This window comes from Pseudomonas rhodesiae (assembly GCF_007858255.1).
GTDB classification, from domain to species: Bacteria; Pseudomonadota; Gammaproteobacteria; order Pseudomonadales; family Pseudomonadaceae; genus Aquipseudomonas; species Aquipseudomonas rhodesiae.
This window is the reverse complement of the sequence record NZ_VFEU01000011.1, coordinates 136,537-162,915: the sequence shown is the minus strand read 5'-3', so window position 1 is coordinate 162,915 and position 26,379 is coordinate 136,537. Positions and strand designations below refer to the sequence as shown.

The following is a 26,379-nucleotide window of genomic DNA, read 5'->3' as shown; positions in this document are numbered from 1 at the left end:
GCAGCGGATCTCAAAACCGCCGCCAGCAGTTTATGAGCCAACCTACTGCTCTGCCCCCACAACGACAGCACCGTCGGAGCGCTTCTCGCTAAAGCCGCCGACGCGATGTATCAAGCCACACCAAGCAGTGGAGACACCTGCCGTTTCAGTCGAGCACGCCGGCTAGCCGATCAGGGTTGTACAGGGCACAGGGGACGCTTTGATTGGCTTATCCATTGCCGTTGCGTAGCGCATGGGCGTGAGCACGGGTGGCAGTCGTGGGATATTTTTTGGGCATGAAAAAGCCCAACCTGGGTAGATTGGGCTAAGTCATTGAATAATATGGTCGGGACGGAGTGATTCGAACACTCGACCCCTAGCACCCCATGCAAGCGGACACCTCTACAGCCCGCTAAATACAAGGCTTCGCGACTGTCGCTCGCTGCAACGATGCATAACAGTGCGGAACCGTAATTTACGAAGTCACTCGAAAAGTCACTGAGCCTTTTTGACTTACCCTTCCCGGCGTCCTGCCGACGAACACCAAACCGCAAACCTGACACGCCCGGCGTTCGCTTGTAGAATGCCGCCGCTGGGAACATGGCTGTTTCAGTGAAAAGAATGCTAAGGAAGGCAGCGCGAACGACTCAGCCTTTGCCTCATGAGGCAGGCCGAGCGGAAAAATAAATTACGACCGATGGATTAGGCAGTGTTAAGACGTACGCAAAAGTGCTTTAGATTATTGGCTGTTACATTGGCTACTACCAGTTCACTGGGCGCACATGCCAATACTGAGGCAGTCGACCCGCAGAAACAAACAATCTCCCCCGTCGAGCACTGGCAAACATACTCACCGAGTGCGCCCGGCGGCACTCATAAATTTATTGAAAGCAACAAAAGATTTTCAATAAAGAAAATAAATAAACCAGCACCAGATTTTCACACAGGATACGCCTTCGTCGACGGTGGACACTTGTACTTTGAGGACAGAGGCAACAGCGTTAGCTACAAGAGAAATTGGTTAGGCATCTACAACACTTCAAAGATATCTTCTGACAACACATACAAAACTGAAAACTATATATTCGACTACGATTCTTATGCAGGGACTATTTCAGCCTGCCCGCTGCTGGGTGATGGTGGGTGCCCAACGATTGATTTTCTACAGGGCACTTACCCATACGTCTACGCAAAAAATAAAGACTCCGTACTATCCATAACAAACTACGGTGACGCCCTTCTTTTCAAAGATGGCAAGTGGTGCAGAATGTCAATGCGTGACGACATTTACACATGCGCCGGTTCAGAGCCCTCGGCATTGTCCGCGCCCAGGGGGATACAGTTTTACAGCTCAATAAACTATCAGGGCCGGGTTTTCCTGGGAGAGTGGCCGACGGGCCGTCTGTATGAGTTTGATGGCTACGAGCTAAAACCCTCGGACATGACCCCGCCAAAAATTGCAGAGCTTGCAGATAAGCGTATGGGCTATGAGGCGCAGACGATGGCCTCTTACTGTGGAGATTTGTTTGTAGGGTATTGGCCAAAGGGGGAGGTCTGGCGGTATGACCATTTAGCCCGGAAGTGGGTATTCTTCAACAGGTTTTTCAGCGTAGAAGAAGACGAACCCTTCATCCCCCATTCGTACCGACCAGACGACGACCTAAACCCGGCGTTCTTCGGTCAGCGCATTACCGCCATGGTTCCGTTTGAAGGCTCGCTGTATGTGACCACTTCAAACCTGAGGGCCTGGACGGCAACAGATTCGTCGCTGTCAAAAATCCCTCCAGCCAAGGCTGCTGAGTACGGGGCTATCTATAAAGTGACCAAGCCAGGCTGCACAACAAGCTACGCGAGAAACCTGCAATAATGCAGGTTCGCTTCACCCACGGAAGACCGGGAGCAACGGACATGTCGACCACCATAACGCCCACGAAAATTGAAAAATTCGCCGTGCTTGCTTTCGTGCTGCTATTCCCTGGCGCCTTTTTCTACCACGTTGGCACCGGGATTGGGTACATACCGCATGTCCTTGGCGGCTATATAAGCTTCGTGGGTGCTGCGCTCCTGTCGGTTTTTTTGGCGCATTCAGCAATCGCAACAATGAAAGACAAGAAGGTTAAAAAGTACGACTTGCACTTTTATGCATTCATGCTTTTGTTCGGCTCCATATCAGCCATAAGCTACATAAATGGTTATCATGTGGAGAATGCGCAATCTAACTTCCTGCTATTCATAAACCTGCTCGTATGCTTTTATATATTCAAAAGCATAAACATCACAGATGAAACTTTTAAAAAGACAGTAACAGTTTCAACACTGTTAATGAGCGCAACCATACTTTACCTTTCTACTGGCGGTCGCTTCTCCATTGAGCTTTTGTCGGAAACACCGGAAAGCGTTGCAAGCTATCAAACCTTTGCGATTGCGTACATTTGCCCACTTGCTCTCACAATCGGAAAAACAAAGTCGCGACTTTACAGGAATGTATTTTTTGCTCTCGGCATGATCTGTCTTTACTTGAACAGTGCAAGAAGTGAGTTTGTAGGACTGGTTATATTCTTTCTTGTCTTCGAAGCGTCTGCCTCTAAGTACAGAATTGTAACGCCAATAGTTGCCATTGCATTGGCGGCTATAGCCCTAGTAGCAGTAGCTTCAATTGATCCAGAAATGGCAGACAACCGAATCACCCAACTGATGGATCTGTCTAAAGACGAGTCGTCAAATGTAAGGGATGAAATATCTAGAGAGGGCTTTGAAAAGATACTTGAAAGCCCTGTGTTCGGGGACTACGGGAACTACGAACCGGGTTACTACATCCATAACATCCTGTCCGCGTGGCAGGAACTTGGAATTTTCGGTTTCGTGTATTTCCTTCTGTTGATTTACTCGCCAACAAAACGATTCGCTGTGAACGCATTGATCTACGGCGACAGAAGCCGCGGCACGGCGCTGTGCCTGGGCATGCTCGCTGCCACCATCGTGCTGCTGATCTTCGGCAAATACTTTGCTTATCCACTGGTGGCCGTCGCCCTAGGCATGGCCTCCAGTGAATTCAAATCTCGTTCAGCTATCGTGCGTCAGCCCGCCTGAAACTGCGGCCGGTGGACCGGCCGCTTACCACTTAAAACTCCGACAACCCAACCACGCAATTCAACTTGACCGCGACGGCAGCAGAGAAATTGCTAGCGTTCGGAGTCCTGATGGATGGAGTAAATCCTGTTTCGGTGTCTGGATCAGCGCCAGCAATTGGCGTGATAGACCCGATAAACGTGATTTTTGATGTACTCACCACAACAGCTGGCACCTTTGGATACGTGTATCTGTAAGCAATAGGCGTGCCTATCACGAAGCTTGCCGATGTTGATGTCGTCACGGTCTGCGTGTAGGTAAGCCCAGGCAGGCGGTGAGGCATCGATGTGTAAGTGCCCGACGATGCGCCATGCAGTGCGATCCCCTGTGGCAAGTTGCCTGACAGGCCTTGTATCGAGAACCCATTTGAAGACGCTGTGCCGGAATCAAGCGCGCTTCGAGTTACGAAGCCCATATTGTTCACGTTGAAATTTACGCCATTAATGTCGTAACTGATTTTGTTCACTGAGCCTGCATTTCGAAACAGCAAGAAGAACGTTAAGTTGGTGAGGTTTTTCCCATTCAGCGTGCAGTTTTTAACGATAAGGTTGACCGGACCGTCGGTCTTGGCTGTGAGCGCATCGTTCTGGCCGCCGACGTCAATGATCCCGCGACCCGTGCTTTGTGGGTTATTGAACGTGGAGAGCGCGACACCATCAAGCGTGAAGTTGCCGCCGAGCATTTCAGACGAATAAATAACGCAGCCGATATCCATTCCGCTAATACTGCCACCAACAAAGCCATTATTCTTGCCCTGCCAAGTGCCGCCGCCACGTACGTGAGAGTTTACAAACCAGCAGTTTTCGGAGTTTCCGTGCATGTCAGCGGCGTGCACGCCCGATGCCTGATCATTTGTGATCGTGGCTTCATTGACAACCACGTTCCGACAAGGCACGCATCCTGGTCCTGCATATCCACCCATTGCAAAGCCGTGTCGGCGCGCGTGGTACTGGCCACCAGATACCAGGATGTTTTGTGAGTTCGCTGTGATGATCCCGTAATCATCTCCATTGGTGCCGGGGTTGAATGCCGACCCGTCCAGCAGCACCCCGTCAGGCGTTTTCGATATCACAATACCCGCCTCACCTTGCGCGTTTGCGCGGAGACCTCGAGTTCTCAACCTGGTGATCGACTCGAGGAAAATTGTGTTGGTGGCAGTCGTTCCGCTACGGACGTAAACATCGATTAGCGTCACATCGTTTTTTGCAAGTTTGTAAATCTGCACGCCTGCAGCCAAGTAATCGGCGTACAGGCTTCCCGTTAGATTCACTGTCGTCGTCGTAGGAGCCTTGTCCACGCGCACCCATTCGCCCGCATGGTAATAGCTGCGGAACGCCGAGAAACTGGTGCCAACTGGGTTCCAGATGCAAATCCAGTCGCCAGGGACGAGGCCGTGCGGTGTCGCAAAGGGAAGCGCATGAGACCCCGCGGTGACGTTGGATGCCAGAGATGCAATCTGAGTGATTGAGCCCGTGCAGCTGATGGCGTTCACGCCTACAAAGTCGCTTGCTGTAGCGTCGATGAGTGCCCCGGGCTCGGCGGTAATGCTTACGTTACCAGGAACTGCTTTCAGTTCCTTGTTGATTAATGGGGTTCCGCTGTACCGAACAGGCAAGCCAGTATTGAGTGCCGCCTGGAACGCGGCCCAGTCGATGGTATTGGTCAGAGACGTGGCGTGCGGGTAGACCGCCTGGGCCGCCGCCAAGGTAGCGAACCGATCGGATAGCGGATATCTCTCGCCGTCACATACGCCACCGAAATCCTTGGGGTTTACAGTGTCTCCAAGCCGATCACCCACCGTCCTAGATCCATAGCCCACATGACCGGCTCCTTCGGCACTAGCGAGAGTTGATCTTAGCGCTGCATCCCCGACAGCCTGAAGCTTCGGCGAATCACTGGACCAGGTTCCAGTCAAGTTAAGCGGAATGTCTGATGCGTTCATGACTCGGTACAGCTCGCCCTCACGCTGAATAAGCTGGGTCTGACGCTCGACGATGACACCGGGGCCGTAGACCAGGTATGTAGACTCATAGCCGAGAGATGCCATGAACGCGTTGAATTCAGTCTCTCGCTCTGCTTGATCTGCATCGAAAATCGCCTGGAATTCTTCCGCCGCATTAGATGCCGCAGATTGGGCTTCAATCGCAGAGTCGGCAGATGCTACGGCACTCGCCTGGGCCGCTTCTCTCGCTTCTTCCACGGCCTGCGATGACAGGGATCGCTTGCCGGTATCGACGGCCACTCCACCAACTTTTTTCCATACGGCGTAAATTTCGTCATCTTCGCTGGATGCGACCAAAAAGATTGCGCCCTCTGCCGTCGCCGCAAGGCCGGCCGCCACTGTTGGATAGATCGATGAGGAGACGCTGGCCTTGTCAGTGATGACCTTCATAACCTGCTTCAGGTTGGGGATTGGTCCGCTGTCTGTCGGGATCTCGTCCGCTTCGATCGCGTCATTCGAGAATCGGTTGAGGATGTTACTGCCGACCTCTGCTTTAACCGTGGCAATCTCAAGTCGCTGAGTCTGGTCAGTCATGTCATTTCCTTGGGGCGTGTTTAATGAGCGCAGCCGAGTTCGGCCAACGAAAGTTGGGGCGGGTTAGGGTTTTGGGTTAAAGCCAGTTGCTGGAGAAGAAATCGCCGCTGTTGCTGATGAGCATGTCCGCGACTGCGTCGAACATGGTGTCTACCTGGTCGTCGTGGTCGTGACTGTCATCGGCCGTGAAGGCTGATGCCTCTGTAAGGAAAGGCGCGACCCAGTCGGTGCTGGCGATTGTTTCGCCGCGATGATCCTTCACATGCTCTATCTTTCGTCCCTGGTCATCGAAAATTGCTGGCACGAAAACTCGGCCGGACTTGATCCAAGGCACCGCATCCATGCATCGGGTAACCTTGTTTGCCGCCGGTCCGCGGGGCTGAGGCTCAATTGGGATGGAGCCTTTCTTGCTGATGGTTTGAATCAGTCCAGTGCCTGACGATTTATCCTCTACCCGCATATATCGCAGCACGGCGGGCCGGAACGGATCCCAATCCCTCCACTTCTGCCAGATGCGTAGGGCTTCCGTTTCAAGATCGCCGGCATCCCATTTGCCGCGGTGCACATCGATGATGTAGAGGTTTCCGTCAACCCCCAGGCCGCAATGGTTGAACACCGAGAAGTCGTGCTGCTCGCCCGTTTTCTGTGCGGTATCGACGTACACGCCGCGCCAAACCAGAAAAGGCAACTGCTCGTATGTCTTGAACCAGTCGGCATCAATCATGCCCCCAGTGAGCGCCACCGGCTCCTGCTGGTATTGGCTGACCATGGTGTATGGGTCACGATCCCACAGCGCCATCAGGTCGACGACAGTTTCTTTGGCCGGCCAGTACGACCAATACTCGACGCCGCCGCGGACGATTGACGGGGCGCCGAAAACATCACGCTCGGCGTGCTCGCGGATCTCATCCGGCAAGCTGGCGATGTATTCGCGGGTGACCAGCGCAGGAACCTTGATGTGCGCGAAGTCCAGACCCATCCCGCCCTTGAGCAGGAAGCCCGACACGTCATCGGTGTGCAGGCGCTGCTGCGTGCAGATGACAGGCGTGTCTGGTGATGCCCGGCGGCTACGCAGGGTATTGGTGACAATCCGCTGGGCCTTGGCCCGCATGGTTGCGCTGAAGGCGCTATCGGCCTTCTCCGGATCATCCAGATTTATGAAACCGGTGAAGCCCTCTGAGATGTAGCCGCCACGCACACCGGTGATCTGGCCGCCAGTGGATCTGCTGAATATCTGATGCTTGTTGCGCCCGCGCTCGTCGGTGATGACCCAGTTGGCCACATCGGCCTTCCCCAGGTCGCACGGCCACAAATCCTGATATTCATTACTGGTGATTATCGACTTGATGCGGTTCGAGTTTTCCTCAACCAAAGCCTTGGAGTAGGAGACGTTGAGCGTGCGCGTGCGGTCGAACTTGGTCATGGCGTATGAAGGCACATGGATTGACCAGAATTCGGTCTTGGTGCCGCCGGGCGGCATGTTGAAAACTACGTTCTTCAGATCGCCAGAAAGCACCCTCAATGCTGTGTGGTCCATGTAGCGGTGGTGCCAGTTGCAGAGCATCTTCATGCCCTGGTTCAGCTGGAAGAAAACGCGCATGAACGACAGCGGTGAATGCTCGCTGATGAGTTTTGCTGCTTGTCGTTCTGCGCTGCTCATTACATCCCAGTCGAGCAGCTTGCTCATAGGCAGCCCAGCACAGAGCTCAACGCCTTCTGGTCGACCGTGACCGTAGAACTGGTTTCAATCGGAGCGCCGTTCTTGCCGGTGAGCTCCACGATCTTCTTGTCAAGGCCCAGTAGCTTGGCCTTGCCCATGGTGGCGGAGACAGCCGCAGAGGTTTGCGGTGTTTCAGCGCCGAGCGCCGCCTTGCGCGCCTCCTCAAGTTCGGCAAGGAGCGTGTCCACGGTGATTTCGTGACGCTCCATGACTTTCTTCCTTAATTCTTCGAGCCTGGTCTGAACCTGGGGTTTCTGCAGAGTGTTGTAGCCTTCGCGGCCGATGGTGGCGGTTGCCATTTTTTCGGTGTTGTAGGCGATTCGATAGGACTCGGCGGCATTGGCTGTCTCGACATACGCAAGACAGAACTTTTCCATCTTGTCGCTGAAGTGACGCTTGCGCTTGCGTTCCATATTTCACCTACGGGCTGATCAATTTCCATTTATATCCGACCCATTTGGGTATTTTCCCAAAGGTCAGAGTGGGTGGCGCAATATCACAACAGCCGGCCGGGATCAGCCATTGGCCGGGGTTCTGCGGGTCAGGGTCAGCCGTGGTCTCTCCAACATAAAGACCATTTGCATCTGCCTGGTACACGATCTTTTGGCCTGGATGTAGTTTTTGCATAATCAGTACTTAATCCAAAAGTTAACGGCCCTGTTTCTTGGGCGCGTAACACCAAAGTTGTTTGGGGTTGACTCTATCGAACCCGAGCTACCACCTGTTGCGGCCAAAACCGCCCCGGGATAGTCGTTATTTGGCCGATCCGCCCCAATGAAGTCCCTATAGTTTTGCTCAGGACTGACGCTGACATTCCTCAACCCGACCACAGAAGTTGTTTCGATGGTCGAATCAAAAGAAACAAGAGTGCCTTTTTGGAATGAGGCAAATTGCCTCGATGTATCCACGCCCCTTCCATCATCAAACCCCCTCAGAAATTCACCTCGAAAATCCGGAACTCGGAACTGAAGGCTAGATTCTCCGCCGATATTCCAAATTGTTCCGATCTGCTCGAAAAGCCTTGGGTACGAAGCGCGCAAAACCGCTGCTCCGTTGCACTTAAGCCATCCTGCAGATGGAACATTGTTGTGTCCGACAATTTTGATGTCTCCGGGGTCGGAGCCAGAAAAAAACGAGGACCCGATAAATCTCCAGTATCCGCTTGTGCTTGCGGGATCGTTGCCAGTGTTGTTGGCTACCAGGCTTTCGTAATAATTCCCGTCAGGTGCGTATGTAGGGCATCCAATCCCATAAACAGCTTGGGAGTGGTAGGTCATCACGCCAGTTCGCTCGATTCCCTGCAGGGCGCTATCTACACGGTTGTGCCAATAGTTTTCATGCCCAGCAGGTGGAGCGTCCTTATCTTGGCCGCCCTCCCAGCCAGTGCTGACGCGTACAGCTCCGGGGTCTTTGAAGGTGTTGAGGTTATCTTCGGATTCAACACCTTGCGCCCAGCGCGTATTGAAAGGCTGTCTTGGCATCAGTCTAAATCTCCGGGGAGGGTGAAGTTTGCGTATTCGTAGATTCGATCTGACGAGTACTCAATTTCGCCTATGTTCAGCGGAAGAACGAACACCTGACCTATCCTTGTGCCCTGCGGCCTTGGGACCAGGTCAAAGTTATGAATAAGGTAGAGAGTGGTGTTGTCGAGTTGGGCCGCAACTCCGATATCAAATGACTTATCGCCGTTATCAACCAGTGCCGTAACCTTCATTCCGATGATGATCTCCAACAGCTGAATGATGCTGTCGGCAGTTCCGTCGCTTATATTTCTGGCGATTTTCGCCTTGATCAGCTTGCGGTAGAGGTCGTTATTCAGCGGCGCGTCAAAAGCTTCGCCATCACCGATATATGGCGCGATGTTGTAGTTGGTGTAGCTATCGTTTCCCAGGTAACCGAAAACATCGAATTCAGCCGCTCTCAAGATAGGCCTGGAAACACCAACTATTCGCCCTATCACCTCAAGCATGTGACCGCTGACGGTGTCCACGTCATAGCTGCCGTACACAACTTCAATTGGGGCTTCCAAGCGCTGGTTGGCAATTTCAGGGGTAATAGTCAGCCATCGGACCATTCTCTGCTTGTCGCGATACTCGTTGATGATCCGCGACTTGGCTCTTTCAGCATGGTCCATGATCATGGGATCACCGTAACCGCGATGTTGTCGGCGTCAAAAGTAGCTATCTGCGAGATGGTCGGCTGAATCGGCGTAAGCCCTTGGGACCCTGCGCTCAGGCCTATAGTTAGTGACGTCACATAGCTATCTCCGTACTTCCCGAGAATCTTGTTCACTGGGGTGTACAGACGGCCCTGAACTACCTTTTCACCAATGTCATAACCGCCTTTGTTGAAGCCGGTAGTGGTTTCACCATTGAACAGGCTTCGCGTTGAGTCAGCGACAATAGCGTTCTTGAGCTGTGTTTCGATATCGCTAGGAAGGTCACCTTCCTTCTGAATGGCAAGAGCGACGAAGATCGGCAACCCCGTGGCTCGCTGAAAAGTCATGACAGCTTTGTTTCCTGTCACCGGCGATACCACGTCTACCTTGACGCCATTCGCTCCAGGAGCATCGATCCAGGTGTCCGTCTTGGCGCTGTAGCGCGGAAGCATTGGCGTTCCCGGATTGTGCTTCTGGTACATGGCCATGCCGATATCGGCGTCAGTCCCTCCATTCACAATCACCGCAATTCCGGTATATGGCACTCCGTCAATGTCGAAAGGCGAGTCGCTACTGTTTTCAAGGACTTTTACGTCAGTAACACCGGAGACGCTGGCGATATTGGCTTCCATGTTGTCCCGCATGTTGCTGCCGGCTCGGGAGACTCCGTTGTTTCTGCGCACCCTGAAGTCTTCGTCACTCTCCGCTGGAACTCCTGCCGCTGCCTCGCCATTGGTAACAGATGACCAGCCACCGATCGGCGTGCCGATAATCGTCAAATCACCGGGAGAGGCCAGCACGCGCCCTGGAGTAGTGCATGTAGCAAAGCCGCTTGCAGTCTGACCAACGCCAATAACAATCGCCGCAGTCGTCAGCCAAAGGGTGTTGTCGATGCGGCTCCTGATCTGAGAGCCGACTGGTATTGGGGTACTGGTTTGTCCGGTAACAGTGATTGGTGCTACCGAGTAGGTCGCATCACGGATCGGTATGCCTGATATTTTCCCAATGTTGCGAAGAGCTTCACCGGTGGCGCTATCCGGATCCTTGCTGCGATATGCCGCGACTACCGCCTCGTCGAGGTTGGCGAACATCTCGGCTTCGATTCCGACTCGCTGGCCATCCGGACTGTCTGGGTCAATGTTCCATTCAGGGTCAATCGCCAGCGTCTTTTCTTTAATGTCGCCAAGGTACTCATTAAGTGAGCGCCCAGTGATGCCTTGATCGGTGATTTGAGCCATTAGACGATCGCCTGAACATAATTGATTTCTGCGTTATCGCCTGAAGTGCTGACGATTGACGCGGTGACGGTGAGCTGGCGCGTGGCAATGTCCGTGGTAAGACTGAAGGCCGTCATCCCCGCGCACCCGGGCGTCAGTAGGATGCGGCGACGAATCACCGACTCACGAGACGCCAGGACAGACCCTTTTCCCAGCACGCTTCCGAACCAATCCGTGCCGTCAGTGGTGTCAAGGAACCATTCCCCCAAGAAGAATTTGAGGCGGGTAACCACGTTCTGCGCGACTTCCTCAGCGGTGTAGCCTGTCAGGAATTCCTGCGGCCCCAGCGCAAGGTCGCCGGTGGCGTCCAGTTTTCGTACCGTCATGGGTTCACTACTCCAGAGTTCCCGCTTCCTGACTGAACACCGTTATGGGTGTGCGTTCTGCCGATGTTCACACCCTGGTTATGGATCGTGGTCGAAGTGGTGACCGCTTGTTCAAAGTTTGCTGGGCACTTCACGTTCAGCGAAACACCCCCAATCTCCAGCGCCTTGTTGTCGTGGATCCAGAAATAAGCCGAACCATCGTTGCTGCGCAGGCGTATTCCATCATTGGAGAAGTCACCGATCGCGCCGGGGATGGACCGAACCCCAGGGATGAAGTAGGCATCATTGATCGAGAAGCGCCGAGGCTCTGACTTGACAGCCACCCCGCCTTGGTCGACCCATGAGTCGATGCACTCTTGCGAGAAGAACAGAACTCCCTCAGTGCCGCTTGCCACCCGGCATTCCAGCGTGCCGCCGGCGGCGCCCCAGAACTGAACTGGAACATGGATGATTGGACGGCGCGGTTGCTGCGAGCCAAGGCGGTCTTCCAGCATCAGGCCGATCTGAACCTCTGCCATCTGCGTGGCCGGGTCGAAACTCAGGACATGACCAGGAACGCTGGTGCGCATGTTGTCTTTCAGGTACTCGCCGAATATCCCGCGCAGCATCTTGGAGTATTCAGCCTGCGTTCTTGAGGAGAGCGGATCACTCATCGGGTTGCCCTTTCTGAAATACCGGCCTGGGCCGCCGCACTTAGGCGTAGGCAGCTGATCTGGCTTTCCCATTGATCGCCATGGGAGTCTCCGGCGAACACTAGAGAGTTGACCTTGTAATAACCCTCGCCAATGGTGCGAGGCACGTCGTAGAAGAAAGCCCCAGAGAACTCGAAGCGAGGCGCCATAGATTCAAGCTTGACTGTGTCGCCGAGCTTGATCTTGGGGTTGAGGGTGTAACGGATGCCGACTTCGGTATCGCTGACCACTGGGGAGCCGATCATCCCAGTGCCGGCGCTGATCACGTAGACCTGATTATCCAGCGCAAAGTCTCGCTTGATGATCTTGGTCGCGCCGTTCTCGACCATCCAATCGAAGGCGAAGGTCTCGGCCAGCTCATTCATGCAGGCGGTTGGACTGCCTTGTAATACAGTGCCCCTTGATCGACGCTTGAGCTTTGAGAAGTCACCGTAGAACTGGATCTCTGCGCCGAACACCGAGGCGCATTCCTCGATGATCTGAACAGGATCAGTTTCCGGCGACAACGTGAGGTTGATCAGGTTTTGATCGCGCTCCTTGGCTGAGGACTTGCAGAAGAAGCGAATCCCACGGGTAGCGCCGCCATCCTCAAGGTGAAGTTGGGCGTTCGTTATCTGGCCGGAAAAAATCGACCCAAATAGGCCGTCATACCCAGCCTCAAGCGTAATGAACTCATATTTTCCTGCGGATCCATCTCCAAGCATCTGCCGAGATGAGTACCGCGAAACGTTGTAGATGGTGATCTCGGCCACGCTGAAGGCACCGCCGGCGAAGTGTGTGACCTGAAAGGTAATGCGAAGCCCATCTTCGCTGGGGTTTTCCTCGCCGGGCCTCATTTCGTAGACCTTCGAACCGGTACTTCGCCCAATCTTCAGCCGGTAGTTGCGCAGGAATATTTCATCATTCATCTGACCACACCAAAGTATTGTCCACGCCCAGGTTGTCCGGGGTAGCCAGGCTGCCCACTAGAGACAGGGAGCCGTAACGGATCGCCGGCGGCGGGTAAAGTCCAGATAGAAGATCGACGTTCGGCAAGAGGAACCGACCACTTGTCAGCGGAACGCCAAGAGCCGTGAAGATATTCATCCGGAAGACCCCAAGCCTTACCATCCACTGCAGCTCGATAGTGAGTGAGTTCTTGCCGAGCCTCGCCACCAGCGTCTGAGCCGGCAGGGGTTGCACAGAAACGCTATACCGGCTCATTGGATGACCTCCACGGCAGCATCACCCGTGGTGACCATTGGCGCGCCTTGAGTGGAAACAGTGTCGTTCTGCATGAGCTGATCAGCAGAATTGACCCCGCGACCAAGCAGAGACTTTACGATCCTGACCTGCTGAAGCTCAGCGATGAAAACAAGACCATCCTCGTTCTCGGGCCGCGTACGCTCGTCAAGCCGAATGATCATCATGTCCCGCATGATTTCCTTGCCGGTATCCAGGTCGAACTTGGCGCGGGCCTCCTGGATCGCAGTGAGTGACGCCCAGGCCGTGGAGGCCCTGGTATCGTCGCTGCCGGATAAAAGGTAGGCAGATACAGCGCTGATCGCCGCGCCACCAACTCCGCCCACGACTGTTGCCAGCGCGCCGGCGCCCATCATCCCGATGTCATCCAGGCCGAGACCGAGAGGGCTATTCGATACGGCGCCAGTCAGCAGGTATCGGTTCGGCATGAGAATCGCGTGGTCGTTGGTGTTGGCACCGAACTCCACCGGGTACTGGGTCAGGGTAATGGCCTTGCTTGTGATCCCTTCCAGCTTTGCGTCGAACTCAAGAGGGCCGATCTTCGGCAGTGTCTTGGTAAAGATGCTCATCAGGCTCATAGTTCTGGGCTCTTGAAGTCCTGCATGGTCTGCTCGGTCATCTGGCCCATTTGCTCGTTGAGCACCTGCTTGACCTTCTCTGTGTCGGCGCCGCTGATGTGGTACACGCGGTTGTCGGTGTATCCGGCCGCGCTTGCCCCGCGCCTAGATGCCTCACCGGCTGCATCAGCAGGCCGCTCATACTCGCGGGAGACGATCGAGGCAGCATCGTAGGAGCTGGTAGCGGCGCGAAGCTTGTTGCCGGCAGACTTCTCGTTGCCGCGGGTGAGTTCGTGATTGATGAACTCAAGCTGCTCGGCGCCAGTAGAATTGCGAATGTCTTTTCCATATTGCTTGGCGAATTCGGCCTGACGGTCTGGATGCCACTGCGCCAGGCCGTATGCCTGACCACCGTCGCCTGAGGCATTGGCCTTGAAGCCGCTCTCCGCCTCCAGGTTGGCCGCAATACCTTCGGCCTGCTCCTTGCTCCAGCCTTTCGAAGTGAAGTAGTCGACGACAGCGCCAATAGCCTCACCGCCGCCTTTCTTAAGGCGGTTGTTCAGCAGTTCGGTGTCTTCGCCGCTGTTCAGGCTGCTGGAGTACAGAAGAGCTGCTGCGCTACCGCCGGCAACGGCGAGCATTGACGCACCACCGGTAGCCGCGGCACCACCAGCAGATCCGGCAGCAGCAACGCCACCAAGCCCAACAATGGCGCGCAGAGCGGCCAAACCCTTGAGTGCAGCGCCACCACCAAGCAGTGCCATGGCAATGGCGGCAAGCTCAATGTTGTCAGCCAGGCCGCCGAAGAACTCTTTCAGGCCCGAGTCAACCAACTCCTTGTTGTCTCGGTAGAACGCTACGAAATCCTCGGCCATATCAGCCAGGGCGGGGGTGAGTTCGCCCGCAATGGTGTTGCCGATGTCGGTGAACACCTGGTCAAGCTCGCTGGTTGCCTTGGTCAGGCGCGCCGAGTCGTCGATTTGCTTCTGGGTCATCACGGCAAGCTTGCCGCGGGAGTCCAACTGCTTCTCTACCTCATCACGGCCGCGCATCAGCAGTCGAACAGTGGAGTCGTCCAACCCAAGGGCCTGGCCTGCGAGGCGCTGGTTGAGCGCGCTCATGTGTTCGAACTCGCCGGCAATACCGGCTAGGGCGTCAGCCGTGTTCTTCGCACCGATGATCACGTCAGGGTCAAGCCCGAGCTTGGCGACATCACCAAACCATCCGGTATCACCAGTGATCGGTGATGCCATCAGGTCTTGAATCTTCTTCATCGCAGAGAAGGCATCAGATGCGCTTCCGCCTTGAGCCTTCAGTGCCTGTCCGAGGGATTGCACGTTTTGAGTGCTAAGCCCGGTCAGCTTGTTGAAGTTGTTCAGCTCTGTGCCGGCCTGCTTGAAATCTCCCACTACCTTATCGATCGCCAGCTTCCCAGCGAATACGGCGCCAAGCTGTAGGGCTGATTTGGTTAGTCCACCAAACGCCGCGTCAGCCTTCTGGAATGACTTTTCATCGACCTTCATGCCGAGGGCGATCAAGAAGCTTTCGAGAACTTTCAAATTTCAGCCCCTTGAAAAACAAAAGCCCCGCGAGTGCAGGGCTATTTCGGTCGATTGGATTCAGCCAGGTGACTGGCGTAGATCATTTCGTCCATGACCAGGTTGGCCCGCTTAACCCATCCAAGCGAATGGGTGCCATCCGTGAGCTGGTTATAGGTGCAAAGCGGCGGGCAAAGCCCTGGTATACCAACGCACGGGCGCCACAGCTCCCAATCGACAGCCGGGTTTAGGCGTTCTCCTGACTCGAATCCGGCGCCTCGGCTGAAGCGGTAGATTTCTGGAATGGGGTCAGGAGTCCGGAAAAATCCTCGAAGGCGTTCCCGAGAGCCAGCACCACAATGGTGAAGTAGGTCTTCAGGCGCCCGGAAAAGTCTTCCATGGTCAGCGGAGTTTGGCTGCCTTCCTTGAACAGCTTGCCCAGCATGGAGTCACAGACGAAGTTGAAGTCGTCCTCGGGCATACGCGAGAGCATGGCGCCAACGATGCCGCCGGCAACGATGAACGACGACGCGCCGCCAAGCTCAGCCAGGGCCAGGCCCTTGATCATTGGCTCTACGCCGTATTTCCCCAGGCGGAACAGAACTGCACGCTGCTTCTCGGCGCTGGGCATGCCGAAACGGTAGGTCACCCCGTCATGCGTGATGGTGCGGATATGCGATGCGGCATCACTCATACGATCGCCTCTCTGTTGAACTCGGCGATGAAGGTCGCATCGTTCATGCCTGGACCGCCACGGGCCATCGACTTGCCGCGAGTAAACACGCCCTCAGCAAATACTGCGCCCTCTAGGCCGGCGATCGATGCATAAGAGCCAGAAGCTTCGATGCCAGAATTGACCATAGCTTGCAGAGCGATCGCCTGCGGACTGCCTGGCATCAAGTTCAGAGTCACGCGCAGACCTGGATTCTTGCGAGTGAACTTGACAGCATTGCCACCAAGTCCGCGGCTCAGAGTCGATTTGTCGTCGATATTTTCAAAGGTGAATGGCGGGTCTGTGCGACCCCAGTCGTCAATCACGCCTACGGTGGTGATGACGACGATGGTGTTTTCTACAGAAAGATCAGTCAGTGACATGCTCTAGCGCCCCTTATTCAACGTTGGCCGTCAGATCGACGGTATGGATGGCACCGGCGCGAAAGATGCGCATGCTGATCGGTGCGGCACCGCGAGCAGCACGTTCGGCGTCGGAGAGCAGCAGAATGTCTTCAGCCTTGGTCAGGATCTCGTAGCCGCGGCTCAGCTTCTCTTCGCCGGTTTCGTCGTCGAGGTACAGGCGCTCACCCAAGTAGCCGTTACCGATAAACTTTTCGCCCACTTGAGCGGCAGCATCAATAAGCACTTGCTGGCCAGCTGGGGTTTGGCGAAGCTTGGTCGGAACTTTCGTCAGTGCGTTGTAGAGGGCCACCGTCATGAAGTTGGTGAAGGCGTCCAGGTTGAACACATCATCGATGTATTCGCCAAACGTCGACGTAGTTTTCGAATTGATGACCCGGCCATTATCCCGCTCACCACCAGTCTCGACGACGGTGTAGAACACTGCGCCCTTCGATTTCATAGTGCTGTAGGCTGTCGGCGTCAGGCTTTCGGCGTCGATGCCAGGGAGCTTTTTGTACTCGCCAGTGATGGTCGAGTTGGATGCATTGAAGTTGACTCGACTGAAAACCGCGGCAATTTCAAAGCCTTCATACAGTTCGGTCGCATGGCTGGCTACGAACACACGTCGGGAACCCTGGGTCACAGCCTTGGTGACGATGTCGGTAGTGACTGATGGGTCACGGATGGTGGATTGGTTCGAGGTGTAGGCGAAGAACTTGCCAGCGGCATCGCCGGCGGCAGCCAGGGCCAGCACGTCAGCATCGACTGCGCGAACACCTGTCTCGAATTCGAACCAATAGAACCAGATGCCTTTGTTGATCGCATCATTCAGCGACTCGACAGGAGTGTCTTCTTCGATACGCAGGTAGATGCGCAGGGTTTTCGGCTTGGGAATAGCCGAGAACCACGCAAGTGCGGCGGCGTATGGGTCGGAGGCGATGTTGAAATCCTCAGCTACCTGAGCCGCTGTGCCGTAGTCCCGGTAGGTGCCGGCCACGAACGTCGCGTCGCTTGACGAATCAAAGTCGGCGAACACCATGCCGGCGCCAAAGTTGGAAGTCCCAAGCCCGGCCGAATTGATCAGCGTGGTTATGTTGATGATGCTTTCAGCCGGATAAGCCATTTACTTCCCCTTGCGCGACAGCGCCAGATTGTTCGGTTTGCACGGAGAAGCCCGCGCGATAGATCCGCTGTACGCGGTCTTCGGCGATGGATTCGCCATACAGGTAGAGGGTGAGTTGGGATCGCTCTTCCATGGCGGCCTGATATAGGCCGGTCAGGTTGTTGATTGGTGACACGCGGGACCATCCAAGCTTTGCAGCGCGCAAGATGGTCTTCACCGGTTCGCGCTTGTTCGCCTCACACAGGGCGGCGGCATACATCACGGCGCCGGCCCGGTAGAAGTTGATGCTGAACCCCAGCGTGAACTGGGTAGCCACCTTGGCGATGATGTCCTCGTACTGAGGATCGTCAATTGCCGGGACGTTGGTTTGCGAGTTGAGCGCCTGGCCGAACTGTTCAGGGTTCTGTAGGCGCACCGCGCAGTAGCTTCCAGATGGCGCCGCCGTGTTGTTGTCCGCAAGGATCACCTTGTCGGCCGGCAGGCCAGTAACAGCCACGACAATCCGGCAAACCGCCTTGGATAGGGCTTTGGAGTCAAGCATCGGTGTGCGCCTCCAGGCTGGCTATCTCGGCAGGGTCAAGCTTGGCCACCACGGCGCGGCAGAAGTTGTGCCAGGGCCTGTAGTCGGTAGCAATGGATTTCCACCAGGTTGCAGGCTTGTCGGGCGTCTCGGCGAATACCAGGATGTCGGCCAACTTTCCGGGGGTCGAAACCTCGATACCCTTACCGTCGTTGCGGTGGATCACCCGCACATCATTGATTCGCTCAGCGCCGATGTTTAGAAATTCGATTTCCTTGTCACTGACCGGCTGCACGTTTGCGTCGAACGCGTCGGTGTAGGTGATGGCCAGGACCGGTTCAAAGTCCACGATCTCGCTGGAGTAGCGGTTGAGCACCACACCCTTGTGGGTGATGAATGGCCCGCTGACGTGGCCGCGCATGTTGAGCCCCATCACAAACCCTCTTCGAGTGGTTCCGTGCTCTCGTCGATGACGTAGCGGATGGATTGGCGAAGAGCCCCCGTATCGATCAGTGGGCTACTTGAGCCCTTTCTGTCGATGGTTGACTGTGCGTTTGGTGGCGTGTCCAGCTCGGTTATCTCTTGCTTGACGTGCCCTTCGGCCAGGCTGCCCATCTGTTCAAGCAGGGTTGTCATGGCCATGGAGCCGGAAAGAACCTTGGGAATCATTATCTCGGCGAGGCGCTGGTACTGAGGCGCGCCCTTCGTGATTGCAGGCTCAAGGAACGGCCTCGCGGGGATATGCCCATCAGCCGATCCGAAGTTGTTCACTGCGGCAATGGTGGCGATGGTCAAACCATCTTCGTATGAGCCTGCGCCTTCTGGAACACCAACAAGAACGCGGGTCTGGCCTTCAAGTCGCTTGGCGAGCTGCTTCAGCGCCTCCTCGACCTGCTGCGTACCGATCATGCTTATGGTTGGCTCGATCATACGCAGATCGCTCCCATGCCGGCCCGAGAGCGCAGGTGGAGATACTCGACGCCGTATGGAGTCAGGGCAAGGGCCGCTTCCCAGGTTGTAAGCGAGTCATTCGCGCCTGGAATGGCGTAGGACACCGACTCATCACGGACGCTCTTGCTGGACTGGGCGTAGGGTGTTGAGGCGCTGCCGTCTGCCGTAGTGGCGTCGGTCGCCAGCTTGTTCCAGGTCAGGTAATGCGCTGCGAGGGCGAACCAGCCGCGCTGGAGGAATGAGTAAGGCTTGTAGTCGCCCCATCCAGCACAACCGCAGCCGCCAAACTCGCCGCGTGCGATGTACAGCGCCCGGGTGATGGATGCATCAGGCCAGGCGGTGACATTCGAAAATTCAGGGTAGAACGCTCGGAAGTCCGCAATGATCGCCGGCGTCACTTCAATGGTCAGTTCAGCCACGGGTCAGACTCCAGAATGAAACAGCCCCGCACTGGGCGGGGCTATAGGTCGATCACTCTTTAGGAGGGATCTGCTTTTTCAGCTCTTCGACTTCAGCCAGCAGCGCGGACTTCTCGCCACCAACGGTGAGCAACTGAGCGCGTAGAGTTTCAATCTCAGCGCTCAACACTTCGATCTGACCAGCACCGTCATCGGTCAGAACCGGCGCGCCAGAGACCAGCACACCATGCTCTTCCCAAAAGGAGCCCTCGGCGAACTCAGACTGCTCTGGGGTGGTTTGCTCACCAGCCCCCACAGTGCTGCCGTCGCCCAGGATCACCGGGTTCTTGCTGACGTTGGTCCAGACAGTCGCTTCCGACGAAGAGGATTCACCGGTTTGCTTTTTCTTCGCAGCCATGTGACCCCCTTAGATGCCGTCAACGTACAGGTGGGACATCGGAACACGCAGCTCAGTACCAGCAGTGCGCACCACGCCAGCAGCTTCGAAGCGCAGGCCGCCGTGAGACGGGATCGGCGCGTTCAGCGTGTAAGGCATTGGGAGGTGGAACTTGGCGAACTGGGCGTTCTTGGTGTAGACCATCATGCGATTGCCGCCACCAGCGCCGGCAGTTGCCGCCTGCAGGATTGGCTCAATCTTGATGTTCAGCACACGCTCGAGGTAGCTGACCAACGTTTCCGAGGTGTTCGGGATTCGGAAGGTGGTCAACAGGCCGTATTCAACCAGCGGCAGCAGGATGTGAGTCGGGCGGAAAATCGAGTTGGTCTGAGTGGCGTAAACACGCAGGATCGCGTTGTTCAGCAGGGTCAGGATTTCGTTTGCCGCTGTCTCGCCGCCACCAGCCAGTATCTGGGCAATGGTCTTGTTCGCGCCGCCGAGCAGGGTGCCGGTAGCAACGACTGGCACGCCTGGATACTTCAGCAGGCCGCCAGTGGTCAGCGAAGGCCAGCGAGCATCACCGACGAACGCTACACGGTCCAGCCACTGCTCGGTCAGGGTGCGGGTTGCGATTGGCTTCTCGGCCAACAGGTTGATCGCACCGCCGAAGCCGACGGAGTTGGCGATTTGCATGGCCTTGCCGACTTCGATCTGGGTGTACGTGTAGCCCAGGCCAGCCTGAACCACGTCAACACCGCCAACCTTGGCAGCGATTTCAGCCAGCGGGAAGTCGTGGGAAACGTCACCAATTGGCGCTGGCTCACCCTTGTAGTCGAGAACCTTGAAGGCGATCGACTCGGTGTAGTCCGGTGCCGAGGTATCGACGGTCAGGATCGACGGGTATTTGATTTCTGGGTATGGCTGGCGCAGGACTTCCTGTTCAACGTAGGTCAGTTGACCCAACAGGAAGCCCAGCTGCGCCTGGGGGGAAGCGTCGAAAGTCTTCATTCGATCTGATCCTTAAGCGGCGATGGTGGTGGTGACGTCGGACTTGACCTGTACCAGCGCCAACTCACCCGCCGCGGCGGTGGTCTTGAATACGCAACCCGGGAGCAGGTGATTGCCTGCTGTGGCGGCGTTGGTCAGTTCGCCAGTCAGCGGCACGGCGTAGACCTGGGCGCCCTTGGTGGCGCCGGCCAGGGTCTTGACCCAGATGCGGCCAGTGCTGAGCAGGCTGACTTCTTCGTTCAGGCGATAGCCGCCAACGGTGTTGCCGCTGTCGGAGACCTGTCCAGTCATGTAGTTACCGCTCACGCCGACCGGCTTGCGTACGGAGATGCCCAGGAAGAAACCAGCACCGGCGGCAGGCAGTGCGCCTTGCTTGTCGACAGTGGCGGACACCACGGCGCGCGCGAATGGAATGGCGACCGATGCGACGGCGGTGGTTACGTCCGCCATGCTCAGGTCATTGATCTGGCCTTCATAGGCCTTGCCGGCGTACTGGCCGAAGGTATCAATTGCAATGCCCATTAGTTGCCACCCCGCAGGAATGTGTTGTAGGCGTCGGTCCCGTCAGTGGTCGGCTTCAGGCCTCGCGATGCTGCGTCCTTAGCGAACTGGCGGAGGCTGTCGTTGACTTTCGACTTGTCGTCATCGTCATCTTCGTCCTCGGTTTTCTTCTCATCCGCCTCGTCAGCGGCTGAGTCGAAGGCGGCGGTGACGTACGCTTCAGACTTTGAAGCCCAGTCGCGAGTCGGCTTGAGTTGAGCCATTGCGGCACGCTTGATCTCCAGTGGGGAGACCAGGCCTTTGGCGTCGAAGGACTTAACGACCTTGCCAGCCAGTCCGATGGTGTCGAGGGTTGCTTTCACGCGCAGGCCGATAGCGGCGTCGGAAGTTTCCTTCTTGACCTCTTCCAGCTTCTCTTCAGCTTCATCCTTGGTGGCTTCAGCTTTGTCTGCGCGCTCCGACTCTTCATCCGCGAACTTTTGCAAGGCAGACACGGCGTCTTCGACTACCGTTGCGGCCTCTTCGTCCAGGATGATGGAGCGGCTTTTCTTGGAGTCCAGAAAGACTTTCCGGGTCGCCATATGGGTAATACCTTTCGGTTTGTGGTCAAAAATGCGGGCGACCTTTCCGGCCCGCGCTGCTTCTACAACGGCGTTGTGATTGATTTGAATGTCACGCTGCTCGTATTCGTAGGCGGTGCCGTCGGGGGAAACGCCAGGGGCTTCCACGTATTCAGCGAGGTAGCCGGGGGATAGTTCGGCCTTGCCGGACTGGATGTCGTCGATGGCCGACTGATCCTTGATGATCATGTCCACCACCAGGTTGTCGCCGTCGCGCTCAACACCGCGCACGTGACCTACCGACACTTCCTTGAAGGTGGTCGAGTCGACCAGATCGTCCGGGTGGTCGTTGGTCACGTCCTTGTCGAGGTAGGTAGCCATCGACTCTGGCTTGAACACCTCTTCAGGCGACCGGTAGACGTTCACGATGCGCTCGGGCCCATCCAGATCCAGCTCGCTCGACAGGTACTGATAAACCCCTGTTCGGGCTGCAACCCCTTTCACACAGAGGAAACCTTCAGGCGTGAGCGTTCGCGACGTAGGCTTGAAGGCCTCATCGATGGTCATTCTTTGCATTGGGTTACCCGTCTTTAGGGAAGTAGTTCACGCCAGGGATCATGGCCAGGCCGACGCATCGACAAAGGACGTGATGCTTGCCGGGGTGCAGGCCTGTCTTTCCACCCCACGGGGCACCGTCAGCGACCTTGTAGACGCCTGGGCCGTAACCAATGTCCTGCCGAGCGATGCCGTAGCAACTTATCTTGGCGTTAGGGTATTTCCCACCTGGCGCACCAGATACGCGCTGATCTCCTGCATCAACCGCCTTGTAGAACTCAATGCCGGCCGCTGCCTGGCGTTGGCGGGTCAGGTCGCTATTGAGCTGCGACACCTGATCACGCGCAATGAGCTTGGCCCGCCTAGCACTGACACCGGTCTGTTCCTGGATCTGCTTGGCTATGGCGGTAGGCGCGAGACCATCCTTCATGCCGCCCAGCACGATCGTCTCGACGTTTTTGAAGTACTCGTCGGGTATCGACTTGATCAGGTTGACGTTTTCGGCGGTGGAGGCCTCCAGGTAGTCCTGCATGCCTTTGGTCCGAGTGATTAGCTGGAAGTCGACACCAACGGCCTGGTTAACCGACTTGCGGAAGTCCTCGGCGTTATCTGCGTCTGCTCGGCTGACAGTGCTGGCCGCCACCCGCTGGATCTGCGACTCGAACAGGGAAGAGCTGAACCGGCGTGAGACCCCGCGTATTGCCGCGAGGACTTCATCAGTCCAGCCGTCCATGGTCGGCTTGGCATCGGCGATGTAGTCACGCTTCAAACGCTTCAGTTCAGGATCAAGCGCCTTTACCAACTCTTCAGCCATCAGCCTAACCATGCCTCGAAGCTGGCCTCTATAGTAGCGCTCAGCCTCTTGGCTTGGCAGAACAGGCTTAGGGGCGCGGGGTTTCTTTTTCCGCTGCTCCAGCATCGCCAGGTTTGTCGCCTTCAGTTTCTCCAAGGGAGAAGCCTGGGAGGCCTTCGCCGTCATCGCCGATTCCATTGTCTTGATCCTTCTCGATCTTCTCTTGGGCGGCGATCTGCTCGTCGGTAATGGCGTAGGTGCCTTTCCCTTGAGCGCGGCGCATAGCGTGGCTTGGGCGGATCACGCGGCTTTCGATGTTGATCGCGTCGGCCTGAGCGTCGGCTAGATCTTCCTGAGCCTGTTCATCGCCCGAAGGCAGCGACAGCGGATTCCATTCGAACTCGATGTCGTCAGGGTAATAACCCAGCGCCGATCGAATAAGGATCTGGTCGAGCTTTTCAAGGTCAAGGCGCATCTGGCCGTCCTGCTTGCCCTTAATGGTTCCTTCGTAGGTCTTGCGGTCACCTTCGCCGGTTGCGCTCAAACCTGAGGCTGATTGCCCCCAAAGCTCGGTAACCGGCATCTCGGCGGCGCCTGCCGTCCACACCATGAACTGCTCCATGATCTGGCTCAGACCGGAGAACGAGATGCTGTTGCGCTCGTACGTCTCATTGTCGGCGTCGAGCAGACCAAGATTGATCAGCGACTTCATCATCCCGAATAGACGATAACGCTCGGTGATCTTGTCGCATTGGGCGCTGGCGAGAGCACCTTGCAAGCCTTTCACGCTGACAGTGTCGACGTTGGCCTCTAGCACCAGGGAAGCAATACCCCCCTTGGTAGCCACCACATCACGTAGGTCGGACATGCAACGACGCAGGCGACTATCACCCCAGCCCTGTTCGAACATGCGCATACGGCGCGGCAGGCGAGCCCCGGTGCGGCGAATTATGTGACTGTAGTGAATCTTCTGCTCGCCGTTCACCATCATGTAGAACTCGGGAAGCATCCAATTCGGCTTAAGCGGGTCGGTCAGGTTGAATTCGGTTGGCTGGATGTCCCAGCGATCGAGGACCACCAGGTTCTTCAGGCTACCTTTCTTTACCCTGTCCAGGTCGAGCGGATCGCTCAGATTCTGGTTGGTCACCGCCAGCAATGCCGCCCCGCCGTAAAGGTCACCCCAGCAGCAAGTGTCGAGGTAGTGTTGCTGCACACCGAGACGTCGCTCTTCGGTCTCGATCTGTTTGGACTGCTTGCCAGAGAACTTGCGCCACTCTCGCAGGGCATCCTCGTTCGGCTTGTCCACGATACGGCGAGCAATCCAGTTCGACTGATACGCCGCTTCAAGCTCAATCTGATTGACGAACTCAAAGCCGAATACGTTGTGGGTGCGCTTGTCTCGGTTGGTGCCGATGTTGGCAACCATGTTGGAAAGGCTGTCAGTGGTGACGACCTGACCGCCCTGAATCTGAATTCGCGGTTTTGATGTGGTCATAAATTGATCTATCTCGCGCCACGAAATGGGCATCAGCGAAAACGTGGCGCCGATAAATCAGCCCCCTTGTGGCAGCGGGGATGAATCTCCCCTCACGGCGTCATAGCTTGCTTCACAGGCAAATCCGGCCCTACGACTTGCATCAAGCGCTGCTGCCAGTTCGCCCGCATGGTTGTCAGCCTCTGTGCGCAGCTGGGCGAGCAGATCGGTAAGGTCTTCGATTGTCTTGCCTCTTGCGGCAAGGCGGGCACGGAGGGTGGCGCGGTCGGCAAGCAACCTGGCTTGCTGTTCGCGCAGGCTGACACCCACAGCAACAAGCTCAGCAGCGTGAGCGTCATCGCTGATCTTTTGATTGGCTGCATCGGTGCGTACCTGGTCAATATCTCGTTGGCGCTGCTGTTCGGTCTGGCGGGCCTTCTCGCTGTCTTGCTGGGCCTTGGTCGCGATGTCGGAAACGTATTGCGCGTGATCGGTCTGTGCGCTATCCAGGCGATGCGTCTGGATGCCCAGCAGGATTGCCATGGCGGCAATTGCGGCAACCAGATAGCGAGTCATTGCGCACCCATGCACTTCGCATGGCGTTCAAGCTGTCGAGACCAGACGCCCCAGCACCGTTTGTTGCCCGGCGTGGAGCAGTCGAAGCCAGCGGCGAACTTGTACTTGAGCAGGTCATGGCAGGCCTGGGCGTAATTGCCGGCCAGCAGGTCACGGCGCGGCGAGCCCTTGAGCCATGTGCCAATGCCGTACTGGCCTACGAAGTCCATGTACACATCGAATTCGGTTTGATGCAGCGTGACACCGGGCAGTGACGCGGCGAACTGCTTCTCGGCCTGGCTGTTCAGGTTGCGGGCCAAGACCTCGGCGCGGACTGGTGTGATGGTGTCGCCCATGCGGACTGGCGTGCCGTCTTCGTAGCGGGTGGATCCGTGGCCCAGGGTCGGTACATCGCCCTTGGTGGGGATCACAGCGACAGGCGCGAACCCTTCGCTTGCCTGCCAACTGGCGAAGCCGGCGGCGCTCAAGCTCAACACCGCGACGGCGATGCGCTGGCGGATTACGAGATTCATGACCGGCACTGCTCGCGCAAGGCCTTAATGCGCTCGATGCTCTCGGCATGCTCGCGGCGATCTTTGCGCACCTGGAAGTAGAAATTGATCATCAGGCCAAGTACCGCGACCGCCACCCCCGCGACACCGATCCAATTGACCTGGGAGAAGAATCCCACCATGCCAGCAGCACCACCAACCAGCATGCCCTTATTGGCCACTGACGCACCCACCACCTCTACGATGCTCTCGGGCGTCGGGTTGGCCATGTTTTTACTCCTGCCTGGGGCTGCCATAGGGGCCTCCAGATATGAAAAAGCCCCGCGCAATGGCAGGGCTTACATATTGAATCGGCTCACACAGCACTCCCAGCTCGGAGCAATGGGTGTGGTGGAGCCGAAAACGAAAAGGCCTCGATCAATGCCGAGGCCTCAATAGGCCCTCAATGAGAACCTTTGAATTGGTTGCGAGGGATGGATTCGAACCATCGACCTTCGGGATATGAGCCCGACGAGCTGACCGCTGCTCTACCACGCAAAAATCAGGGGGACGACTACAGGTTCTTTTTGTGGATGCGCCAGCCCATGGCGACACCAGGATGCAGGTATTCGCCGGTCTGCGGATGGCGCGAAAAGTTTGTCTCGCCAACCTGCCGCGCAACTGCTTCCCAGGCCGTACGGGCGCGCTCCAGCGTGTTGATTCTGGTCTTCAGCTTCATGCGCACCTACCGGCAGTAGAATTAAGGCAATAAAAAACCCGGCG

31 protein-coding genes and 2 tRNA genes are annotated in these 26,379 nt (G+C 56.5%); 2 read left to right on the top strand and 31 right to left on the bottom strand.

The genetic code is table 11. The features are described from left to right. Nucleotides 1–322 precede the first annotated feature (322 nt). A tRNA-Pro gene (locus FIV35_RS29635) sits at nt 323–391 on the bottom strand. Nucleotides 392–733: 342 nt separating this feature from the next. Here FIV35_RS29635 and FIV35_RS17850 point away from each other — a divergent pair. After that, entirely contained in the window at nt 734–1,846 is a 1,113-nt protein-coding gene (locus tag FIV35_RS17850) for a hypothetical protein (RefSeq protein WP_146375028.1), read from the top strand. Between the two features lie 41 nt (nt 1,847–1,887). Continuing rightward, entirely contained in the window at nt 1,888–3,069 is a 1,182-nt protein-coding gene (locus FIV35_RS17845; RefSeq protein ID WP_083377851.1) for an O-antigen ligase family protein, read from the top strand. A gap of 31 nt (nt 3,070–3,100) precedes the next feature. On the opposite strand, the gene FIV35_RS17840 is transcribed toward FIV35_RS17845, so the two are convergent. From FIV35_RS17840 to FIV35_RS29625, 30 genes are all read right to left on the bottom strand, one after another. After that, nucleotides 3,101–5,644, bottom strand: a complete 2,544-nt coding sequence (locus tag FIV35_RS17840; protein ID WP_083377850.1) for a phage tailspike polysaccharide lyase family protein — start codon at nt 5,642–5,644, stop codon at nt 3,101–3,103. A gap of 76 nt (nt 5,645–5,720) precedes the next feature. Further along, a complete protein-coding gene (terL, locus tag FIV35_RS17835; RefSeq protein WP_083377849.1) occupies nt 5,721–7,331 on the bottom strand; it encodes a phage terminase large subunit in 1,611 nt (536 codons plus the stop codon). Then, a complete protein-coding gene (locus FIV35_RS17830; RefSeq protein ID WP_083377848.1) occupies nt 7,328–7,777 on the bottom strand; it encodes a terminase small subunit in 450 nt (149 codons plus the stop codon). Before FIV35_RS17830 ends, terL begins: the two co-directional genes overlap by 4 nt. A 216-nt stretch (nt 7,778–7,993) precedes the next feature. Beyond that, a complete protein-coding gene (locus FIV35_RS17825; protein WP_083377847.1) occupies nt 7,994–8,845 on the bottom strand; it encodes a phage tail protein in 852 nt (283 codons plus the stop codon). Beyond that, on the bottom strand, nt 8,845–9,504 hold the full coding sequence (locus FIV35_RS17820) for a baseplate wedge 1 family protein (RefSeq protein ID WP_083377846.1): 660 nt from the start codon (nt 9,502–9,504) through the stop codon (nt 8,845–8,847). Before FIV35_RS17820 ends, FIV35_RS17825 begins: the two co-directional genes overlap by 1 nt. Next, nucleotides 9,501–10,760: a baseplate J/gp47 family protein gene (locus FIV35_RS17815; RefSeq protein ID WP_083377845.1), complete on the bottom strand. Its 1,260-nt coding sequence runs from the start codon at nt 10,758–10,760 to the stop codon at nt 9,501–9,503. Before FIV35_RS17815 ends, FIV35_RS17820 begins: the two co-directional genes overlap by 4 nt. Then, nucleotides 10,760–11,125, bottom strand: a complete 366-nt coding sequence (locus FIV35_RS17810) for a contractile injection system sheath initiator (protein ID WP_083377844.1) — start codon at nt 11,123–11,125, stop codon at nt 10,760–10,762. Before FIV35_RS17810 ends, FIV35_RS17815 begins: the two co-directional genes overlap by 1 nt. After that, a complete protein-coding gene (locus FIV35_RS17805) occupies nt 11,122–11,778 on the bottom strand; it encodes a Gp138 family membrane-puncturing spike protein (protein ID WP_083377843.1) in 657 nt (218 codons plus the stop codon). The genes FIV35_RS17810 and FIV35_RS17805 overlap by 4 nt, the downstream gene beginning before the upstream one ends. Next, complete coding sequence (locus FIV35_RS17800; RefSeq protein ID WP_083377842.1) at nt 11,775–12,725, bottom strand: baseplate hub protein; 951 nt, start codon at nt 12,723–12,725, stop codon at nt 11,775–11,777. The genes FIV35_RS17805 and FIV35_RS17800 overlap by 4 nt, the downstream gene beginning before the upstream one ends. Further along, a complete protein-coding gene (locus FIV35_RS17795) occupies nt 12,718–13,020 on the bottom strand; it encodes a phage baseplate plug family protein (protein ID WP_083377841.1) in 303 nt (100 codons plus the stop codon). Before FIV35_RS17795 ends, FIV35_RS17800 begins: the two co-directional genes overlap by 8 nt. After that, nucleotides 13,017–13,637 (bottom strand): phage baseplate protein, encoded by a 621-nt coding sequence (locus FIV35_RS17790; RefSeq protein WP_083377840.1) that lies wholly within the window; start codon nt 13,635–13,637, stop codon nt 13,017–13,019. The genes FIV35_RS17795 and FIV35_RS17790 overlap by 4 nt, the downstream gene beginning before the upstream one ends. Beyond that, nucleotides 13,634–15,175, bottom strand: a complete 1,542-nt coding sequence (locus FIV35_RS29780) for a phage tail tip lysozyme (protein ID WP_083377839.1) — start codon at nt 15,173–15,175, stop codon at nt 13,634–13,636. The genes FIV35_RS17790 and FIV35_RS29780 overlap by 4 nt, the downstream gene beginning before the upstream one ends. A gap of 226 nt (nt 15,176–15,401) precedes the next feature. After that, complete coding sequence (locus tag FIV35_RS17780; protein ID WP_083377838.1) at nt 15,402–15,848, bottom strand: phage tail assembly chaperone; 447 nt, start codon at nt 15,846–15,848, stop codon at nt 15,402–15,404. Beyond that, nucleotides 15,845–16,249 (bottom strand): hypothetical protein, encoded by a 405-nt coding sequence (locus FIV35_RS17775; RefSeq protein WP_083377837.1) that lies wholly within the window; start codon nt 16,247–16,249, stop codon nt 15,845–15,847. The genes FIV35_RS17780 and FIV35_RS17775 overlap by 4 nt, the downstream gene beginning before the upstream one ends. 13 nt (nt 16,250–16,262) lie before the next feature. Continuing rightward, nucleotides 16,263–17,393, bottom strand: a complete 1,131-nt coding sequence (locus tag FIV35_RS17770) for a DUF3383 family protein (RefSeq protein ID WP_083377836.1) — start codon at nt 17,391–17,393, stop codon at nt 16,263–16,265. After that, on the bottom strand, nt 17,377–17,934 hold the full coding sequence (locus FIV35_RS17765) for a phage neck terminator protein (protein ID WP_083377835.1): 558 nt from the start codon (nt 17,932–17,934) through the stop codon (nt 17,377–17,379). The genes FIV35_RS17770 and FIV35_RS17765 overlap by 17 nt, the downstream gene beginning before the upstream one ends. Next, nucleotides 17,927–18,334 (bottom strand): hypothetical protein, encoded by a 408-nt coding sequence (locus tag FIV35_RS17760; protein ID WP_146375026.1) that lies wholly within the window; start codon nt 18,332–18,334, stop codon nt 17,927–17,929. The genes FIV35_RS17765 and FIV35_RS17760 overlap by 8 nt, the downstream gene beginning before the upstream one ends. A gap of 11 nt (nt 18,335–18,345) precedes the next feature. After that, nucleotides 18,346–18,843: a hypothetical protein gene (locus tag FIV35_RS17755; protein WP_083377833.1), complete on the bottom strand. Its 498-nt coding sequence runs from the start codon at nt 18,841–18,843 to the stop codon at nt 18,346–18,348. Beyond that, the gene (locus tag FIV35_RS17750; RefSeq protein WP_231980911.1) at nt 18,840–19,283 is read right to left on the bottom strand and encodes a DUF4054 domain-containing protein; all 444 of its coding nucleotides are present in this window, start codon (nt 19,281–19,283) and stop codon (nt 18,840–18,842) included. Before FIV35_RS17750 ends, FIV35_RS17755 begins: the two co-directional genes overlap by 4 nt. A 52-nt stretch (nt 19,284–19,335) precedes the next feature. Further along, nucleotides 19,336–19,680, bottom strand: coding sequence for a hypothetical protein (locus FIV35_RS17745; RefSeq protein ID WP_083377832.1), 345 nt, complete (start codon nt 19,678–19,680; stop codon nt 19,336–19,338). A 9-nt stretch (nt 19,681–19,689) separates the two neighbouring features. After that, entirely contained in the window at nt 19,690–20,667 is a 978-nt protein-coding gene (locus FIV35_RS17740; protein WP_083377831.1) for a major capsid family protein, read from the bottom strand. 12 nt (nt 20,668–20,679) lie between these two features. Next, nucleotides 20,680–21,189 (bottom strand): structural cement protein Gp24, encoded by a 510-nt coding sequence (locus FIV35_RS17735; RefSeq protein WP_083377830.1) that lies wholly within the window; start codon nt 21,187–21,189, stop codon nt 20,680–20,682. Next, nucleotides 21,189–22,304 carry a DUF2213 domain-containing protein gene (locus tag FIV35_RS17730; RefSeq protein WP_083377829.1) on the bottom strand — a complete coding sequence of 372 codons (1,116 nt, stop codon included), beginning with the start codon at nt 22,302–22,304 and terminating at the stop codon, nt 21,189–21,191. The genes FIV35_RS17735 and FIV35_RS17730 overlap by 1 nt, the downstream gene beginning before the upstream one ends. Nucleotides 22,305–22,308: 4 nt before the next feature. After that, the gene (locus FIV35_RS17725; protein WP_083377988.1) at nt 22,309–23,097 is read right to left on the bottom strand and encodes a phage head morphogenesis protein; all 789 of its coding nucleotides are present in this window, start codon (nt 23,095–23,097) and stop codon (nt 22,309–22,311) included. Nucleotides 23,098–23,164: 67 nt separating this feature from the next. Next, nucleotides 23,165–24,571 (bottom strand): DUF1073 domain-containing protein, encoded by a 1,407-nt coding sequence (locus FIV35_RS17720; protein WP_162276697.1) that lies wholly within the window; start codon nt 24,569–24,571, stop codon nt 23,165–23,167. Nucleotides 24,572–24,628: 57 nt separating this feature from the next. Then, complete coding sequence (locus tag FIV35_RS17715) at nt 24,629–25,126, bottom strand: DUF2514 family protein (RefSeq protein ID WP_083377827.1); 498 nt, start codon at nt 25,124–25,126, stop codon at nt 24,629–24,631. Further along, nucleotides 25,123–25,638 (bottom strand): glycoside hydrolase family protein, encoded by a 516-nt coding sequence (locus tag FIV35_RS17710; protein ID WP_083377826.1) that lies wholly within the window; start codon nt 25,636–25,638, stop codon nt 25,123–25,125. Before FIV35_RS17710 ends, FIV35_RS17715 begins: the two co-directional genes overlap by 4 nt. Continuing rightward, nucleotides 25,635–25,886: a holin gene (locus FIV35_RS17705; protein ID WP_083377825.1), complete on the bottom strand. Its 252-nt coding sequence runs from the start codon at nt 25,884–25,886 to the stop codon at nt 25,635–25,637. The genes FIV35_RS17710 and FIV35_RS17705 overlap by 4 nt, the downstream gene beginning before the upstream one ends. Before the next feature lie 192 nt (nt 25,887–26,078). After that, nucleotides 26,079–26,154 (bottom strand) — tRNA-Met (locus tag FIV35_RS17700). 16 nt (nt 26,155–26,170) lie between these two features. Next, a complete protein-coding gene (locus tag FIV35_RS29625; RefSeq protein ID WP_156796363.1) occupies nt 26,171–26,335 on the bottom strand; it encodes a hypothetical protein in 165 nt (54 codons plus the stop codon). Nucleotides 26,336–26,379: the final 44 nt, after the last annotated feature.

Excerpts from the sequence above, each read along its gene's own strand:
- FIV35_RS29625 (WP_156796363.1), bottom strand. The coding sequence starts at position 26,335 with ATGAAGCTGAAGACCAGAATCAACACGCTGGAGCGCGCCCGTACGGCC.
- FIV35_RS17765 (WP_083377835.1), bottom strand. The coding sequence starts at position 17,934 with ATGCTTGACTCCAAAGCCCTATCCAAGGCGGTTTGCCGGATTGTCGTG.
- FIV35_RS17745 (WP_083377832.1), bottom strand. The coding sequence starts at position 19,680 with ATGGCTGCGAAGAAAAAGCAAACCGGTGAATCCTCTTCGTCGGAAGCG.
- FIV35_RS17705 (WP_083377825.1), bottom strand. The coding sequence starts at position 25,886 with ATGGCCAACCCGACGCCCGAGAGCATCGTAGAGGTGGTGGGTGCGTCA.
- terL (WP_083377849.1), bottom strand. The coding sequence starts at position 7,331 with ATGAGCAAGCTGCTCGACTGGGATGTAATGAGCAGCGCAGAACGACAA.
- FIV35_RS17805 (WP_083377843.1), bottom strand. The coding sequence starts at position 11,778 with ATGAGTGATCCGCTCTCCTCAAGAACGCAGGCTGAATACTCCAAGATG.
- FIV35_RS17820 (WP_083377846.1), bottom strand. The coding sequence starts at position 9,504 with ATGATCATGGACCATGCTGAAAGAGCCAAGTCGCGGATCATCAACGAG.
- FIV35_RS17730 (WP_083377829.1), bottom strand. The coding sequence starts at position 22,304 with ATGCAAAGAATGACCATCGATGAGGCCTTCAAGCCTACGTCGCGAACG.
- FIV35_RS17715 (WP_083377827.1), bottom strand. The coding sequence starts at position 25,126 with ATGACTCGCTATCTGGTTGCCGCAATTGCCGCCATGGCAATCCTGCTG.
- FIV35_RS17815 (WP_083377845.1), bottom strand. The coding sequence starts at position 10,760 with ATGGCTCAAATCACCGATCAAGGCATCACTGGGCGCTCACTTAATGAG.
- FIV35_RS17800 (WP_083377842.1), bottom strand. The coding sequence starts at position 12,725 with ATGAATGATGAAATATTCCTGCGCAACTACCGGCTGAAGATTGGGCGA.
- FIV35_RS17770 (WP_083377836.1), bottom strand. The coding sequence starts at position 17,393 with ATGGCTTATCCGGCTGAAAGCATCATCAACATAACCACGCTGATCAAT.
- FIV35_RS17735 (WP_083377830.1), bottom strand. The coding sequence starts at position 21,189 with ATGGGCATTGCAATTGATACCTTCGGCCAGTACGCCGGCAAGGCCTAT.
- FIV35_RS17790 (WP_083377840.1), bottom strand. The coding sequence starts at position 13,637 with ATGAGCCTGATGAGCATCTTTACCAAGACACTGCCGAAGATCGGCCCT.
- FIV35_RS17720 (WP_162276697.1), bottom strand. The coding sequence starts at position 24,571 with ATGACCACATCAAAACCGCGAATTCAGATTCAGGGCGGTCAGGTCGTC.
- FIV35_RS17810 (WP_083377844.1), bottom strand. The coding sequence starts at position 11,125 with ATGACGGTACGAAAACTGGACGCCACCGGCGACCTTGCGCTGGGGCCG.
- FIV35_RS17740 (WP_083377831.1), bottom strand. The coding sequence starts at position 20,667 with ATGAAGACTTTCGACGCTTCCCCCCAGGCGCAGCTGGGCTTCCTGTTG.
- FIV35_RS17775 (WP_083377837.1), bottom strand. The coding sequence starts at position 16,249 with ATGTCACTGACTGATCTTTCTGTAGAAAACACCATCGTCGTCATCACC.
- FIV35_RS17710 (WP_083377826.1), bottom strand. The coding sequence starts at position 25,638 with ATGAATCTCGTAATCCGCCAGCGCATCGCCGTCGCGGTGTTGAGCTTG.
- FIV35_RS17780 (WP_083377838.1), bottom strand. The coding sequence starts at position 15,848 with ATGAGTGATGCCGCATCGCATATCCGCACCATCACGCATGACGGGGTG.
- FIV35_RS17825 (WP_083377847.1), bottom strand. The coding sequence starts at position 8,845 with ATGCCAAGACAGCCTTTCAATACGCGCTGGGCGCAAGGTGTTGAATCC.
- FIV35_RS17725 (WP_083377988.1), bottom strand. The coding sequence starts at position 23,097 with ATGGCTGAAGAGTTGGTAAAGGCGCTTGATCCTGAACTGAAGCGTTTG.
- FIV35_RS17830 (WP_083377848.1), bottom strand. The coding sequence starts at position 7,777 with ATGGAACGCAAGCGCAAGCGTCACTTCAGCGACAAGATGGAAAAGTTC.
- FIV35_RS17845 (WP_083377851.1), top strand. The coding sequence starts at position 1,888 with ATGTCGACCACCATAACGCCCACGAAAATTGAAAAATTCGCCGTGCTT.
- FIV35_RS17760 (WP_146375026.1), bottom strand. The coding sequence starts at position 18,334 with ATGCGCGGCCACGTCAGCGGGCCATTCATCACCCACAAGGGTGTGGTG.
- FIV35_RS17755 (WP_083377833.1), bottom strand. The coding sequence starts at position 18,843 with ATGATCGAGCCAACCATAAGCATGATCGGTACGCAGCAGGTCGAGGAG.
- FIV35_RS17840 (WP_083377850.1), bottom strand. The coding sequence starts at position 5,644 with ATGACTGACCAGACTCAGCGACTTGAGATTGCCACGGTTAAAGCAGAG.
- FIV35_RS17795 (WP_083377841.1), bottom strand. The coding sequence starts at position 13,020 with ATGAGCCGGTATAGCGTTTCTGTGCAACCCCTGCCGGCTCAGACGCTG.